Raw genomic sequence first — 14861 nt, 5'->3', positions numbered from 1 at the left:
GCAATACCTTATGGCTCCCGGCTGACCGAAAGAAGCCGAATGGAGGCTCTCCCGTGGCAGACCGCACACCCCCGCTGAGCGTCGAGGAGCTGCACGCCCTCGTGGCCGGTGGTGAGATCGACACTGTCGTCCTGGCCTTCCCCGATATGCAAGGGCGTCTCCAGGGCAAGCGGTTCGCCGCCCGCTTCTTCCTCGACGAGGTCCTCCACCACGGCACCGAGGGCTGCAACTACCTCCTCGCCGTGGACACCGAGATGAACACCGTCGAGGGCTACGCCATGTCCTCCTGGGACCGCGGCTACGGCGACTTCGCCATGCACCCCGACCTGGCCACCCTCCGCCGCGTCCCGTGGAACGCCGGTACGGCCATGCTGATCGCCGACCTCGCCTGGAACGACGGCTCCCCGGTGGTGGCCGCCCCGCGCCAGATCCTGCGCCGCCAGCTGGAGCGGCTCGCCGAGCTCGGGTACACGGCGAACGTCGGCACCGAGCTGGAGTTCATCGTCTTCAAGGACACCTACGAGCAGGCCTGGGACGCGAACTACAGAGGGCTGACGCCGGCCAACCAGTACAACATCGACTACTCGGTGCTCGGCACCGGGCGGATCGAGCCGCTGCTGCGCCGCATCCGCAACGAAATGGCGGGCGCCGGCCTCACCGTCGAGTCCGCCAAGGGCGAGTGCAACCCCGGCCAGCACGAGATCGCCTTCAAGTACGACGAGGCCGTGGTCACCTGCGACCAGCACGCGATCTACAAGACCGGCGCCAAGGAGATCGCCGCCCAGGAGGGCGTCTCGATCACCTTCATGGCCAAGTTCAACGAGCGCGAGGGCAACTCCTGCCACATCCACCTCTCGCTCGCGGACGCCGCCGGCAACAACGTCATGGCGGGCTCCTCGGAAGACCCCGGCGGCATGTCGGACGTCATGCGCCACTTCCTCGCCGGACAGCTCGCCGCCCTGCGTGACTTCTCCCTCCTCTACGCCCCCAACATCAACTCCTACAAGCGGTTCCAGCCGGGCTCCTTCGCGCCGACCGCCGTCGCCTGGGGCTACGACAACCGCACCTGTTCCCTGCGCGTCGTCGGCCACGGCCGCTCGATGCGCTTCGAGAACCGGCTCCCCGGCGGTGACGTCAACCCGCACCTCGCCGTCGCCGGACTGGTCGCGGCTGGCCTGTACGGCATCGAGCAGAAGCTGGAGCTGCCCGAGCCCTGCCCCGGCAACGCCTACGCCGCCGACTTCGAGCACGTCCCCACGACGCTGCGCGAGGCCGCCGAGCTCTGGGAGAACAGCCCGATCGCCAAGGCCGCCTTCGGTGACGAGGTCGTCGCCCACTACCGCAACATGGCGCGCGTCGAGCTGGAAGCCTTCGACGCCGCGGTGACCGACTGGGAGCTGCGCCGCTCCTTCGAACGTATGTGAGGCCCTTCTTGTCCGACCAGCTCCAGGTACTCAACCCGGCCACCGAAGAGGTCGTCGCCACCGTCCCCGCCGCCACCGCGGCCGACGTGGACGCCGCCGTCGTACGCGGCGCGTTGGCGCAGTCCGCGTGGGCCGCCCTCGCACCCGGCGAACGCGCCCGGCTGCTACGCCGCTTCGCGGTCGCCGTGGACGAACACCTCGAAGAACTCGCCCAGTTGGAGGTCCGCGAGGCCGGGCACACCATCGGCAACGCCCGCTGGGAGGCGGGCAACGTCCGCGATCTGCTCGACTACGCGGCCGGGGGAGTGGAACGGCTGACCGGCCGTCAGATCCCGGTCCCCGGCGGCCTGGACGTCACGATCCTCGAACCGCTCGGCGTCGTCGGCGTCATCGCGCCCTGGAACTTCCCGATGCCGATCGCGGCCTGGGGCACGGCCCCGGCGCTCGCGGCGGGCAACGCGGTCCTCCTCAAGCCCGCCGAGACGACCCCGCTGACGGCTCTGCGACTGGCGGAGCTGGCCCTGGCGGCGGGCCTCCCGGAGGGCCTGTTCCAGGTCCTGCCCGGCCATGGCCCCGTCGCGGGCAACGCCCTGGTCGAGCACCCGGGCGTCGCGAAGATCGTCTTCACCGGGTCGACGGCCGTGGGCAAACAGGTCCTGGCCAAGGGCTCGGCGCTCCTCAAGCGCGTCACCCTCGAACTCGGCGGCAAGAGCCCCAACATCGTCTTCGCCGACGCCGACCTCGAAGCCGCCGTGGCCGCCACCCCCATGTCCTTCCTCGACAACTCCGGCCAGGACTGCTGCGCCCGCACCCGCATCCTCGTCCAGCGCTCCGTCTACGACCGCTTCCTGGAGCTGCTGAGCCCCGCCATCGAGGCGGTCACGGTCGGCGACCCGTCCGACGAGCAGACGCAGATGGGCCCGCTGATCTCCAAGGTGCAACTGGAGCGCGTGCGTTCGTACGTCGACCAGGGAGCCGACGGCATCCGCGGCAAGGCCCCCGAGGGCCCCGGCTTCTGGTTCCCGCCGACCGTCCTCACCGGCGTCGACCCGCACGCGCGCGTGGCCGTCGAGGAGGTCTTCGGCCCGGTAGCCGTAGTCCTCCCCTTCGAGGACGAGGCGGAGGCGATCCGGCTGGCCAACGCCACCGAGTACGGCCTCTCCGGCTCCATCTGGACCCGTGACGTCGGCCGCGCCCTACGCGTTTCCCAGGCGGTCCGGGCCGGCAACCTGTCCGTCAACTCCCACTCCAGCGTCCGCTACTGGACCCCCTTCGGCGGCTTCAAGCAGTCCGGCATCGGCCGCGAGCTGGGCCCGGACGCCCTGGCCGCCTTCACCGAAACCAAGAACGTCTTCATCAGCACGGAGGGCCCCGCACAGTGAGCGCAGAGAACATTTGCAGGCGACTTGTCGGCCGTACGGCCGTCATCACCGGCGCCGGCAGCGGCATCGGCCTCGCCACCGCCCGCCGGCTCGCCTCCGAGGGCGCCCACATCGTCTGCGGCGACGTCGACGAGCAGCGCGGCAAGGCGGCGGCCGAGGAGGTCGGCGGGATCTTCGTGAAGGTCGACGTGACCGACCAAGAGCAGGTCGAGGCGCTGTTCAAGACCGCGTACGACACCTACGGCAGCGTCGACATCGCCTTCAACAACGCCGGTATCTCGCCGCCCGACGACGACTCCATCCTGGAGACCGGTCTGGAGGCATGGAAGCGCGTCCAGGAGGTCAACCTCACCTCCGTCTACCTGTGCTGCAAGGCCGCCATCCCCTACATGCGGCAGCAGGGCAAGGGCTCCATCATCAACACGGCGTCCTTCGTGGCGAGGATGGGCGCCGCCACGTCCCAGATCTCGTACACGGCCTCCAAGGGCGGCGTCCTGGCCATGTCCCGCGAACTGGGCGTCCAGTTCGCCCGCGACGGCATCCGGGTCAACGCCCTGTGCCCGGGACCGGTCAACACCCCGCTCCTCCAGGAACTGTTCGCCAAGGACCCCGAGCGCGCCGCACGCCGTCTCGTCCACATCCCGGTCGGCCGCTTCGCCGAGGCCGAGGAGATCGCCGCCGCCGTCGCCTTCCTGGCCAGCGACGACTCCTCCTTCGTGAACGCCACCGACTTCCTGGTCGACGGCGGTATCTCGGGGGCGTACGTCACGCCGCTGTAGGCGACCTGCGCCAGCCCTCGTCGAGGGCGCCCGGGGCGTCGACCGAGCTACAGGAACGTATGGCCCTCCCCGCGATACGTAGGCACGGTCGCCGTCACCGAGTCGCCCTCGACGAGGTGCAGCGAATCGAACCGCTCGCACAGCTCACCGGCCTTGGCGTGCCGGAACCACACCTTGTCGCCGATCAGGAGATCGTCGGCGGGGGAGCCGAGCAGCGGTGTCTGCACCTCGCCGGGCCCCTCCTGGGGGTCGTAGCGCAGCCCCTCGGGCAGATACGGCACCGGCAGCCGGTCCGGTCCGGGCGCACCCGAGGCCGGGTAGCCGCCGCCGAGGACGGTCACCACCCCGACCCCCGGCCGGCGCACGACGGGCTGGGCGAACAGCGCGGCCGGACGCCCGCTGAAGGACGTGTAGTTGTCGAACAGCCGAGGGACGTACAGCCCCGACCCGGCGCCGATCTCGGTGACGCAGTCCTCGGCGGCGGTGTGCTGCACACTGCCGGTCCCGCCGCCGTTGACGAACTCCAGCCCCGGCACGACCGCCCGCACGGCCCGCACCACCTCGGCCCGCCGCTCGGCGAGCTCCCGGCGCGCGGCGCCCTGCATCAGCCGTATGGCACGCGACCGCAGTGGCCGCCCCGCCACCGCGTCGCCGACCCCGGCGATGTGCCCCTCGTACGCCATGATCCCGACCAGCTCGAACCCCGGCTTCCGGGCGACGGTACGGGCCATGTCGGCGACCTGGGCGGGGGAGTGCAGCGGCGACCGCCGGGCGCCGACGCGCACGCGCCCGCCGAGCAGCTTCAGCGAGGTGTCCAACTCCAGGCAGACCCGCACCACTTCCCGGCCACCGTCCCGGGCGTCGTCGATGAACCGGAGCTGTGCCGGATCGTCGATCATCACGGTGACGGCGGAGGCGAGCTTGGGATCGCCGGTCAGCTCGGCGAAGGAGGCGCGGTCGGCGGACGGGTAGGCGAGCAGGACGTCGTCGAACCCGGAACGCGCCAGCCACAGGGACTCGGCCAGCGTGAAGGACATGATCCCCGCGAACCCGTCCTTGGCGAGCACCCGCTCCAGCAGGGCCCGGCAGCGTACGGACTTGCTGGCGACGCGGATCGGTTTCCCGCCGGCGCGGCGGACCAGATCGTCCGCGTTGGCGTCGAAGGCGTCCAGGTCCACGATCGCGAGAGGGGCGTCGAGATGGGCGGTGGCCCGGTCGTAACGGGCCCGGTCGGCGGCGCGCGCAGTCATGAACGCAGCCTGCCAGACTGGATTACCGCAGGGTAGGGGGACGTTCCGGGCAGATTTACGCGGGGTCGTGGACTGGTTCCCGTTCGCCCTGCATCAACCCGTAGAGTGACGCGCACGCATGTGTGGATCGCCCACGGCTGCTCGGGCGTGCCGGGATGACGGTCCGCCCGTGCGGGTATGCGTGCCTGGTCGGACGAGTCCGCGCCGGGCAGGGCGGAACACGGAATGACGGCCCATGTGCGAGACCGGGCCCGGACATGAGGAAACGGGGGGTGCATGAGCACGGAAGCGCGCCGCGCCCCCGTCCCCCCGCGCCCCACGACGCCCCCACCGCCTGCCGTCCCGCCCCTCCCGACGACACCGCCGAGACCCGCGGCCCCGCCGACGGCGGGCGACTCACAGGGCGAGCGGCCGGCCGGCAACCCGGTCGCCCCGGGCGCGCAGCCCACACGGGCACCGGGCGAGGCTCCGCGAACGGAGGGAACGGCGCCTGGCGGTGCGGCCGGCGTGCAGGGCTCGGCCGGTCCCGCGCCTGTGCGTGGCGAAGCCTCCGCGATGCCGGGATCCCCGGCGGGCCCCGCCCACCCCATGTCCGGCACCTCCAGTGCATCCGATCCATCGAGTACGTCCGGAATGTCAGGTACGTCGCCCCAGATCCCCCACGTGCGCGCCGCGACTCCCGCAGACGCAGACGCCGACTCCATGGCCCCGCCCCCGCCCCGAGCCTCGGCCCGCTTCCCGGACGCGCCGCCCACGGCCGGACATCCGGAGAGCGGCGGATCGTTGCGCCAGGAGGGCGGCGGGCAGACCGCGCCGGGCGGCATACCGCCCCGCCGGCCCGAGCACCCCTCGCCGCCGCGCCGTACGAGCGCCCCCGCCGAGACCGCAGCGGAGACCACCTTCCGGCTCCGGCCGATCCCCGCGGCCCCGTCGCCCGAATCCGGCAACGGCCCGACCTCCCGAGCGCCCGGCGCACCCGCGCGGGGTTCCGCCGGGGTTCCTCCTCAGTCGGGCACCGCGCCCATGCAGGGCTCGGCCGGTGCGGCTTCCCGGCAGGGTGGCGGTCCGGCGCAGGGTTCGGGTGGCATGCCTTCCCGGCCGGGCGGCGCTCCCGCGCAAGGTTCGGGCGGTATGCCAGCCCAGGCGGGCACCGCGCCCGCGCAGGGCTCGGCCAGTGCGCCTTCTCGACCGGGTGGCGGTCCAGCGCAGGGCGCGACCGGCATGCCTTCCCAGCCGGGCAGCGGACCCACGCAGCGCTCCGCCGCCATGCCCCTGCCGCCGGCCACCCCTCCCGGCTCCGCACCCGCCGACCCCACACGCCGTCCCGGCTCAGCACCCGTAGCCCCTCCGCGCCACTCCGGCTCCGCACCTCCACCCCCGCAGCCCGGCGTTTCGGTCCCTCTCCCTCCCGAGCAGGCGCCGTCGGCCGGGCACATGGCGGCGGGCAACGGATACGGGGCCTCCGCACCCCCCGGACCCGCCCCCGTCGCGCCGCCCCCCACCACGGGGCACTCCGCGAACGGCCACAACTCCGCCCACTTCGCCCCGGACCCGTCCCTCTCCTGGAGCGCTCCCATGGCGCCGGGCGCGACCCCGGGCGCCGGGCGTCCCGTCGTGTCGTTCGGGGAGCCCGAGGGGTACGACGAGCAGGCGCGACCGCGGCCCCTCGGGATGCGGATCCGGCCCAGGGTCGCCGTGGCCGCCGCCTGTGTCGTGCTCGGGATCGGCCTCATCGGCGGTGCTGTGACCGGGAGTTGGCTGGTCGGGGAGCCCGGCGACGGCGGTGCGCAGGACACCTTCGCCGCGGCCGGGAGCCTGTGGCACAGCGTCCCCGTCGACCAGCTGTTCCCGCGCACGGTGATCGGCAAGGGGGCCGGACCCGGCGGCGCCGACCGGACCTGGACGCGGATCGCCGTCGCCCCGGACAGCGGCTGCGCGAACGCCTTCGACCCGCTGCTGCGCAAGGCCCTCGCCCCCGTCGGCTGCGAACGCCTCCTGCGCGCCACCTACATCGACGCCACCCAGAGCTACGTCACCACCGTCGGCCTGCTCTTCACCAAGGCGGACGCGACCGGCATGCGCTCGCTCGACAGCCGGTTCGCCAAGGAGGGCCTGGACCGCCGCACCGACCTCATGCCCCGCGCCTACGCCGTCAAGGGCACCCTGGCCGCCGGATTCGGCGACGAGCAGCGCGCCTCCTGGACCATCTCCGTCCTCACCGACGCCCCCGTCGTGGTCTACGCCGTCTCCGGCTGGGCCGACGACCGCACCGTCGACGAGCCCGAGCCCGCCGAAGAGGCCATGCAGTCCGGCACCACCACGTCCGTCGCCCAGTCCGGCCTCGGCCACGAGGCGAAGGGCCTCGCCGACCGCGTCGAACGCGCCCTGCGCAAGAACGTCGGCCCGTCCACGGAGCAGTCGTCATGAGGACCGGTACCCGCAGCGGGGTGACCACAGCGCCCCGAACCAGCGCCAGGAAGACCTCCGTGACCCGACGGACCGGCCCCCTCGCCGTCCTCCTCGCCGCCGGCCTCGCCCTCCTGCCGTCCACCACCGCGCACGCGGACTCGATCCGCGCCCGGCAGTGGGCCCTGGACGCCATGCACACCGAGCAGGCCTGGCGGACGACCAAGGGCGCGGGCGTCACCGTCGCCGTCCTCGACACCGGCGTCGAGTCCGACCACCAGGACCTGGCCGGCAACGTCCTCGAAGGCAAGGACATGGTCGGCTTCGGCGCCGGCCGCGGCGACCGCGCCTGGGCCCGGCACGGCACCGCGATGGCCGGCATCATCGCCGGTCACGGACATGGCGCCGGCAACGGCGACGGCGTCATGGGCATCGCCCCCGAGGCCAAGATCCTCCCCGTGCGCGTCATCCTGGAGGACGGCGACCCCGCCCGCTCCAAGGCCCGCAGCACCCGCGGCAACGCCCTCGCCGAAGGCATCCGCTGGGCCGCCGACCACGGCGCCGACGTCATCAACCTCTCCCTCGGCGACGACTCCAAGTCCGCCCACCCGGAGGCCGGCGAGGACGAGGCCGTCCAGTACGCCCTGAAGAAGGGCGTCGTCGTCGTCGCCTCCGCGGGCAACGGCGGCGAGAAGGGCGACCACATCTCCTACCCGGCCGCCTACCCGGGCGTCATCGCCGCCACCGCCGTCGACCGCTACGGCACCCGGGCCTCGTTCTCCACCCGCCGCTGGTACGCCACGGTCAGCGCCCCCGGCGACGACGTCGTCATCGCCGACCCCGACCACAAGTACTACGAGGGCTGGGGCACCAGCGCCGCCGCCGCCTTCGTCTCCGGAGCGGTGGCCCTGATCAAGGCCGCACACCCCGGCCTGACCCCGGCCCAGATCAAGAAGCTCCTGGAGGACACGGCCCGCGACGCCCCCGCCGACGGCCGCGACGACTCCCGCGGCTACGGCTTCATCGACCCGGCGGCCGCCATCAAGAAGGCCAAGACCCTCAAGCCGAAGGGCCTCCAGGCGGCGGCATACGGCGAGGAGTACTTCGGCCCGGGCCCCGACGCCGCCAAGTCCGACGACGACGCGACGACTTGGACCGCCGCGCTCGCGGGCAGCATCGGCGGCCTCCTGCTGATCGCGGCGGTCGCGGTGCTGCGGGGCCGCCGCGGACGCTACTACTTCTGAGACGCGCCAGAACCACGCCGGAGCGGCTACGACGACGCTGTGGCCGGCACCGACGCGGAAGCGGATGTGGACGCGGACGCGGTGGAGCCGTCCCCGGCGAACACCGCCACCGCCGCCACGGCCGCCGCCTCGACCAGCGAAATCCCCTCCGCCTGTGTCACGTTGCCGTCCGACAACACGGCCAGCAGGTAGTCGTGGCCGTCGACCGTCACCCGCCCGACGGTGTTGATGTCCCACAGCCCCGTCGCCGTACGCGGCAGCCAGCCGTTCTTCAGCGCCCACCCGGAACCGTCGGCCGCCGCCGACACCCCCCACCGCTGGCCCACGGCGATCTGCCCCATCAGCCCGCGCAGATACGTCCGCGAGGCCTCGCTCAGCTCCGAGTCCTCCCCGAACACCTGCCGCAACAGCCGGAGTTGATCGGCGGCCGTGGTCTGCGTCAGCCCCCACAGCATCCCGTCGCCGCCCTCGGTCCCGATGAGCCCGAAGCGCTCGTTCGCGGCGTCGAGCCCCTCCGCCCGCCCGATCGTCCGCCACAGCTCCGACGCGGAGGCGTTGTCGCTGCTCTCGATCATCGCGGCCGCGTACGACTTCTCCGCGGCCGTCAGCTCCCGCCCCTCGTCCTGCGCCCGCAACAGCAGCGCCGCCAGGATGTCGACCTTGACGATGCTCGCCGTGTCGAAGCCGCCGTCCCCGTACGAGGCGCTCTCACCGGACTCCAGGTCCAGCACCGCCACCGACACCTCGACCCCGTCCGGGACGTCCACCGCCTCCACGGCCGTCGCCAGCAACGCGTCGTGGTCCACCGTCGGCTGCGCCACAGGTTCCACCGAAGCCTCCCCGCTCACTGAGCCCGCTGCCGACGCCGACGCCGAGGGCGAGGCCGACGGCGATGCCGCCGACGATACGGCGCTCCCCCCGGAGTGCGCCTGCGCCTTCACGTACACGGTTCCCGCGGCGGTGGCGCCGAGGACGGTGACGGCGGCGAGGGCGCCGTACAGCAGACGGCGCCGGGAGGGGTGAGCGCGGCGGCTGCGGCGGGCTCTGGAGGACTCCATGCCCGCGATCGTGGGGGCGTCGTCTTTGCGTGCCGTTAGACGGAGGTTAGATCTGTGTCAGAGAAACGGAGATTGCGCGAAGGCGTGTCACGGCACGGTTTCCGGGGCCGCACAAGCGCAGCAGCATCCCCCCGATAGGGTCGGTGACCGTGGCGAACAAGAACATTCCCGACTCTCCCTTCTCCGACGACGACGGCACCGCCGACCCCCGGCTGAGCGCCGCGCTCGCCGCCTGGGCCGAGGACCGCACCGCCGAGGGACCCGTCCTGGCCGCGCTCAAGGACGCCCGGCTGCTCGTCCCCGTCGTGGCCGTGCTCGGCGAGGTCGAGGAGGACGAGAACGGGCTGCGCCGCGAGAAGAGCAGCGACATGGCCGTACCGACCCTGAAGGCCGGCGACCGCACCGCCCTGCCCGCCTTCACCTCCAGCGACTCCCTCGCCCGCTGGGACCCGGCGGCCCGCCCCGTCGCCGTCCCCCTCCACCAGGCCCTGCAGGCCGCCGTGCACGAGAAGGCGGACACGATCGTGCTGGACATGGCCGGTCCGGTGCCGTACGAGCTGACGGGGCGCGCGCTGCTCGCGCTCGCCGAGGGACGTACGACGACGGATCCGCTGGCCGACCCGGCCGTGCGGGAGGCGGTGCGCGCCAGTGTGGCCGCCGAGCCGGCCGTGCTCCGCGCCCACCTCGGCCCCGGACAGGCCGACGGCACCCTCGCCCTCGTCCTGGACGAGGGCGCCGAACCCGCCCAGGCCGCCCGCGCGGTCGCCGAGCGGCTCGCCGCCGACGCAACACTGAGGGCCCGCCTGGTGCGCGGTCTCGACCTGGCACTGCTGCCGGCCGGGACGACGCCTCCGGGCGAGCCCCTTTACGTACGAGGATGAGCCGGTCGTACGGCGATGAATCAGCCGTACGACGGTGAACTAGCCGTAGACCGGGCCGGTGTACTTCTCGCCCGGCCCCTGACCCGGCTCGTCCGGCACGATCGACGCCTCGCGGAACGCCAGCTGCAGCGACTTCAGGCCGTCGCGCAGCGGTGCCGCGTGGAACGAGCTGATCTCGGTCGTGCTCGCGTCCAGCAGACCGGCGAGGGCGTGTACCAGCTTGCGCGCCTCGTCCAGGTCCTTGTGCTTGTCGCCCTCCTCGGTCAGACCGAGCTTCACGGCGGCGGCGCTCATCAGGTTGACGGCCACCGTCACGATCACCTCGACCGCCGGGACCTCGGCGATGTCGCGGGTCATGGCGTCGAAGTCGGCCGGGCCGGGGGTCTCGGGGGTGCCCGAGGCGGAGGTGTCACTCATGGTTCACACGATAGGCCCCGGTGCAAGCCGGTTCGCGCCACCCCCGGGATGCTGCTAACCTTGTGTAACGACCGGCCTGACGCCTATGTGTCAAGCCCACAAGTGGAGGCTCCGATCTCCCACCTGACCGTCCCCCGGGACGGCGGGTCACCCCGGTCAGGCGGCCACCATCGTTCCGTACGGACGATGGAGTCGCCCGAAATTGCGCCCCGCGATCATTCGCGGCGGTGCTCCGGTAGTGCTTTGGAGCCCCGCCTGTGATCGTCCGGGGCATTTTTTGTGCTTCGGCGCGGTTAGGTCTTACGAACGAGACATACGCGGCTGTCCGCCAGACCGCCGTGTGGTGCTAACCGAGGAGGATCCATCAGCGCCGAGCCCCGCATCAACGACCGGATTCGCGTTCCCGAGGTGCGACTTGTCGGTCCCAGTGGCGAGCAGGTGGGCATTGTCCCGCTCGCTAAGGCACTGGAGCTTGCGCAGGAGTACGACCTGGACCTGGTCGAGGTCGCGGCGAACGCCCGTCCGCCCGTGTGCAAGCTCATGGACTACGGGAAGTTCAAGTACGAGTCGGCCATGAAGGCCCGTGAGGCGCGCAAGAACCAGGCGCACACGGTCATCAAGGAGATGAAGCTCCGGCCGAAGATCGACCCGCACGACTATGACACCAAGAAGGGTCACGTCGTCCGGTTCCTCAAGCAGGGCGACAAGGTCAAGATCACGATCATGTTCCGTGGTCGCGAGCAGTCCCGGCCCGAGCTGGGCTACCGACTGCTGCAGCGTCTCGCGACGGACGTCGAGGACCTCGGGTTCGTGGAGTCGAACCCGAAGCAGGACGGCCGAAACATGATCATGGTTCTCGGTCCGCACAAGAAGAAGACCGAGGCGATGGCCGAGGCCCGCCAGGCGCAGGAAGCCCGCAAGGCCGATGCGAAGGCCAACCCCGGCAAGTCGCAGAACGTCGCGGAGTCCGAGGGTGCCGCGGAGTCCGAGGACGCCGTGGAGACCGAGGCTCCTGCCGAGGCTTCCGCCGAGGCGTGATCCCGGGGGACGCGAGTCCCCAGGACGTAACCGATACAACAGCGACGTTCCACCGTGCCCGGTTTCACGACCGGGCACCGGAACGCCACCGACGAGGAGAGAACGGCGCTATGCCGAAGAACAAGTCGCACAGCGGTGCCAGCAAGCGCTTCAAGATCACCGGCTCCGGCAAGGTGCTCCGTGAGCGCGCCGGCAAGCGCCACCTGCTCGAGCACAAGTCGTCCCGTGTGACGCGTCGCCTCACCGGCAACGCCGAGATGGCCCCGGGCGACGCCGCGAAGATCAAGAAGCTTCTCGGCAAGTGACGTGAGCGGCGCCCCTACCGAGCGCCGTACGTCTGGACCGGGACCCAATCGATTCCGGGCCGTGTGAGTCCAACCACGGCCCCGCTACAAGGAGTAAAAAGTGGCACGCGTCAAGCGGGCAGTCAACGCCCACAAGAAGCGCCGGGCGATCCTCGAGGCCGCTTCCGGCTACCGCGGTCAGCGTTCGCGTCTGTACCGCAAGGCCAAGGAGCAGGTCACCCACTCGCTGGTCTACAACTACAACGACCGCAAGAAGCGCAAGGGTGACTTCCGCCAGCTGTGGATCCAGCGCATCAACGCCGCTGCCCGCGCGAACGGCATCACGTACAACCGCTTCATCCAGGGTCTGAAGGCCGCGAACGTCGAGGTCGACCGCAAGATCCTGGCCGAGCTGGCCGTCAACGACGCGAACGCGTTCGCCGCGCTCGTCGAGGTCGCGCAGAAGGCGCTGCCGTCGGACGTCAACGCCCCGAAGGCGGCCTGACGCTCCAGCGGCTCCTGGCCGACGTGACTGAAGGGACCCGCAGGCCGAGAAGGCTTGCGGGTCCTGTTGTGTCCGTGAACTTCGAAACACCAAGGTGAACCCCATGCCCCCCGTCAGCCCCGAGCTGATCTCCCCCCGTTCCCCCCGCGTCTCCGCCGCCCGTCGGCTCGCCAAGCGGAACTTCCGGGGCAAGGAGCAGCTGTTTCTCGCCGAGGGGCCGCAGGCCGTGCGGGAGGCGGCGGCGTACGGGTCCACGCTCGTCGAGCTGTTCACGACCGTCGAGGCCGCGGATCGGTACGCCGACATCGTCGGCGAGGCCCGCGACGCGGGCGCCCGCGTGCACCTCGCCGACGAGCAGGTGATCGCCGACATCTCGACCACCGTGACGCCGCAGGGCCTCGTCGGGATCTGCCGGTTCATCGACACCCCCTTCGAGGAGATCCTCGCCGCCCGGCCGAAACTCGTCGCCGTGCTCGCCCACGTGCGGGACCCCGGGAACGCCGGGACCGTGCTGCGGTGCGCCGACGCCGCCGGTGCCGAGGCCGTCGTACTGACCGACGCGTCCGTGGATCTCTACAACCCCAAGGCCGTACGGGCCTCGGTCGGATCGCTGTTCCACCTTCCCGTCGCGGTCGGGGTGCCCGTCGAGCGGGCCGTGGCGGGGCTCAAGGAGGCCGGCGTGCGCATCCTCGCCGCCGACGGGGCGGGGACGGACGATCTCGACGACGAGCTCGACAAGGGGACCATGGGCGGGCCGACCGCCTGGGTGTTCGGCAACGAGGCATGGGGGCTCCCGGAGGAGACCCGCGCGCTGGCCGACGCCGTCGTGCGCGTCCCGATCCACGGGAAGGCCGAGAGCCTGAACCTCGCCACCGCCGCCGCCGTATGTCTCTATGCGTCGGCCCGTGCACAGCGCGGCTCCGGAGGGTGCCGGACCGTAACCGAAGGCTAGTAGGGTGACCAGCTCGGGGGCCCCTCAGCCGTTGTGAGAGGTGGGGTACGGGGATGAGTGTCGGCACGAGCAGCGCGCCGGGGGCACGAGAGGTGCGGGGGCCGTCCACGGCCCGATCCGGTGATTCCGCCGAGCTCGGCATCGATCCCGACGACCTGCCCGACGGCCTGGTCGTCGCCGACGAGCACGGGCACGTCATCTGCTTCAACGCCGCCGCCGAGCGCATCACCGCGGTACCCGCCGCCGACGCCCTTGGGCAGCGGCTGGAGAAGGCCCTGCCGTTAGAGGACCTGGAGGGGCGCCGCTGGTGGCAGCTGACCGATCCGTACGGCGGGCTCGCCATTCGGCGCCGGCAGCCCGAGCGGAACCTCCTGCTCCCCGGCGGTCGTGAGGTGCTCGTCTCGGTGCGGTACGTCCGTGCCGAGCCGACCGGCCCCGTCCGCCGCGTCGTCGTCTCGCTCCGCGACACCGAGGCCCGCCGCCGCACCGAGCGCAGTCACGCCGAGCTGATCGCCACCGTCGCCCACGAGCTGCGCTCGCCGCTCACCTCCGTCAAGGGCTTCACCGCCACGCTCCTCGCCAAGTGGGCACGCTTCACCGACGACCAGAAGCGGCTCATGCTGGAGACCGTCGACGCCGACGCCGACCGGGTCACCCGGCTCATCGCCGAGCTGCTCGACATCTCGCGGATCGACAGCGGGAGGCTGGAGGTGCGCCGCCAGCCCGTCGACATGGGCGCGGCCGTGGGACGGCACATCCAGGCGTACGTCGCCGCCGGCCAGCCCGCCGACCGGTTCCTGCTGCGCGTCGAGCAGCCGCTGCCCGACCTGTGGGCCGACCCCGACAAGATCGACCAGGTGCTCAGCAACCTCATCGAAAATGCCGTGCGGCACGGAGACGGAACAGTCACCATTGACGTCACGGCCACGACGTCCCCGCGCGAGGGGGAAGACGGCGAAAACACAGCCACGTCGGTCACGGTGAGCGACGAGGGGCCCGGTATCCCGGAGGAGTCCATGAACCGCGTCTTCACCCGCTTCTGGCGGGGCAGCAAGCGCGGCGGCACGGGCCTCGGGCTCTACATCGTCAAGGGCATCGTCGAGGTGCACGGCGGCGCCATCGAGGTCGGCCGCGCCCCCGGCGGCGGCGCACAGTTCCGATTTACGTTGCCCGTGGCGGCACCGGCGTATCTCACCTGAGAGCCGGCCTCGGCCCCACGGGCGCATTCGCATTCCTCAACC

Annotated in this window: 13 protein-coding genes and 1 pseudogene; 11 read left to right on the top strand and 3 right to left on the bottom strand. The window is 72.0% G+C overall.

Annotated features, from left to right (window positions below):
* Positions 1 to 53: 53 nt before the first annotated feature.
* From ACIA8X_RS22225 to ACIA8X_RS22215, 3 genes are read left to right on the top strand one after another with little or no spacing between them, the layout of a single operon-like run.
* Positions 54 to 1424, top strand: a complete 1371-nt coding sequence (locus ACIA8X_RS22225; protein WP_393461272.1) for a glutamine synthetase family protein — start codon at positions 54 to 56, stop codon at positions 1422 to 1424.
* A gap of 8 nt (positions 1425 to 1432) precedes the next feature.
* Positions 1433 to 2806 carry an aldehyde dehydrogenase family protein gene (locus ACIA8X_RS22220; RefSeq protein WP_393461274.1) on the top strand — a complete coding sequence of 458 codons (1374 nt, stop codon included), beginning with the start codon at positions 1433 to 1435 and terminating at the stop codon, positions 2804 to 2806.
* Positions 2803 to 3585 (top strand): 3-oxoacyl-ACP reductase, encoded by a 783-nt coding sequence (locus ACIA8X_RS22215; protein ID WP_393461275.1) that lies wholly within the window; start codon positions 2803 to 2805, stop codon positions 3583 to 3585. Before ACIA8X_RS22220 ends, ACIA8X_RS22215 begins: the two co-directional genes overlap by 4 nt.
* Positions 3586 to 3632: 47 nt before the next feature.
* Here ACIA8X_RS22215 and ACIA8X_RS22210 read toward each other — a convergent pair whose 3' ends face one another.
* Positions 3633 to 4835, bottom strand: a complete 1203-nt coding sequence (locus tag ACIA8X_RS22210; RefSeq protein ID WP_399458930.1) for an amino acid deaminase/aldolase — start codon at positions 4833 to 4835, stop codon at positions 3633 to 3635.
* 1614 nt (positions 4836 to 6449) lie between these two features.
* Here ACIA8X_RS22210 and ACIA8X_RS22205 point away from each other — a divergent pair.
* Both ACIA8X_RS22205 and mycP read left to right on the top strand, forming a co-directional pair.
* Positions 6450 to 7262, top strand: coding sequence for a hypothetical protein (locus ACIA8X_RS22205; RefSeq protein ID WP_393461392.1), 813 nt, complete (start codon positions 6450 to 6452; stop codon positions 7260 to 7262).
* Entirely contained in the window at positions 7259 to 8485 is a 1227-nt protein-coding gene (mycP, locus tag ACIA8X_RS22200) for a type VII secretion-associated serine protease mycosin (RefSeq protein WP_393461279.1), read from the top strand. The genes ACIA8X_RS22205 and mycP overlap by 4 nt, the downstream gene beginning before the upstream one ends.
* 26 nt (positions 8486 to 8511) lie before the next feature.
* Here the strand turns inward: mycP and ACIA8X_RS22195 are convergent, their stop codons facing one another.
* On the bottom strand, positions 8512 to 9543 hold the full coding sequence (locus tag ACIA8X_RS22195; protein WP_399458929.1) for a serine hydrolase: 1032 nt from the start codon (positions 9541 to 9543) through the stop codon (positions 8512 to 8514).
* A 149-nt stretch (positions 9544 to 9692) separates the two neighbouring features.
* Here ACIA8X_RS22195 and ACIA8X_RS22190 point away from each other — a divergent pair, with 149 nt between their 5' ends.
* Positions 9693 to 10424 carry an SseB family protein gene (locus ACIA8X_RS22190; protein ID WP_399458928.1) on the top strand — a complete coding sequence of 244 codons (732 nt, stop codon included), beginning with the start codon at positions 9693 to 9695 and terminating at the stop codon, positions 10422 to 10424.
* 39 nt (positions 10425 to 10463) lie between these two features.
* Here ACIA8X_RS22190 and ACIA8X_RS22185 read toward each other — a convergent pair whose 3' ends face one another.
* Entirely contained in the window at positions 10464 to 10841 is a 378-nt protein-coding gene (locus ACIA8X_RS22185; protein ID WP_393461285.1) for a DUF1844 domain-containing protein, read from the bottom strand.
* Between the two features lie 338 nt (positions 10842 to 11179).
* On the opposite strand from ACIA8X_RS22185, the pseudogene infC reads away from it, so the two are divergent.
* The 5 genes and pseudogenes from infC to ACIA8X_RS22160 all read left to right on the top strand — a co-directional run bounded on the left by infC (position 11180) and on the right by ACIA8X_RS22160 (position 14819).
* Positions 11180 to 11879: pseudogene (gene infC, locus ACIA8X_RS22180) on the top strand (translation initiation factor IF-3).
* Between the two features lie 110 nt (positions 11880 to 11989).
* Positions 11990 to 12184, top strand: a complete 195-nt coding sequence (rpmI, locus tag ACIA8X_RS22175) for a 50S ribosomal protein L35 (RefSeq protein ID WP_003977225.1) — start codon at positions 11990 to 11992, stop codon at positions 12182 to 12184.
* A 100-nt stretch (positions 12185 to 12284) separates the two neighbouring features.
* Entirely contained in the window at positions 12285 to 12668 is a 384-nt protein-coding gene (gene rplT, locus ACIA8X_RS22170) for a 50S ribosomal protein L20 (RefSeq protein ID WP_020938960.1), read from the top strand.
* A gap of 103 nt (positions 12669 to 12771) precedes the next feature.
* Positions 12772 to 13620, top strand: a complete 849-nt coding sequence (locus ACIA8X_RS22165) for a TrmH family RNA methyltransferase (RefSeq protein ID WP_399458927.1) — start codon at positions 12772 to 12774, stop codon at positions 13618 to 13620.
* A gap of 53 nt (positions 13621 to 13673) precedes the next feature.
* Positions 13674 to 14819 carry an ATP-binding protein gene (locus ACIA8X_RS22160; protein ID WP_393461289.1) on the top strand — a complete coding sequence of 382 codons (1146 nt, stop codon included), beginning with the start codon at positions 13674 to 13676 and terminating at the stop codon, positions 14817 to 14819.
* The last annotated feature ends 42 nt before the right edge of the window (positions 14820 to 14861 follow it).

The organism is Streptomyces sp. NPDC051738 (assembly GCF_044453205.1).
Lineage (GTDB): Bacteria > Actinomycetota > Actinomycetes > Streptomycetales > Streptomycetaceae > Streptomyces.
The sequence above is the reverse complement of the archived record's forward strand: the minus strand, read 5'-3'. Positions and strand labels throughout refer to the sequence as shown.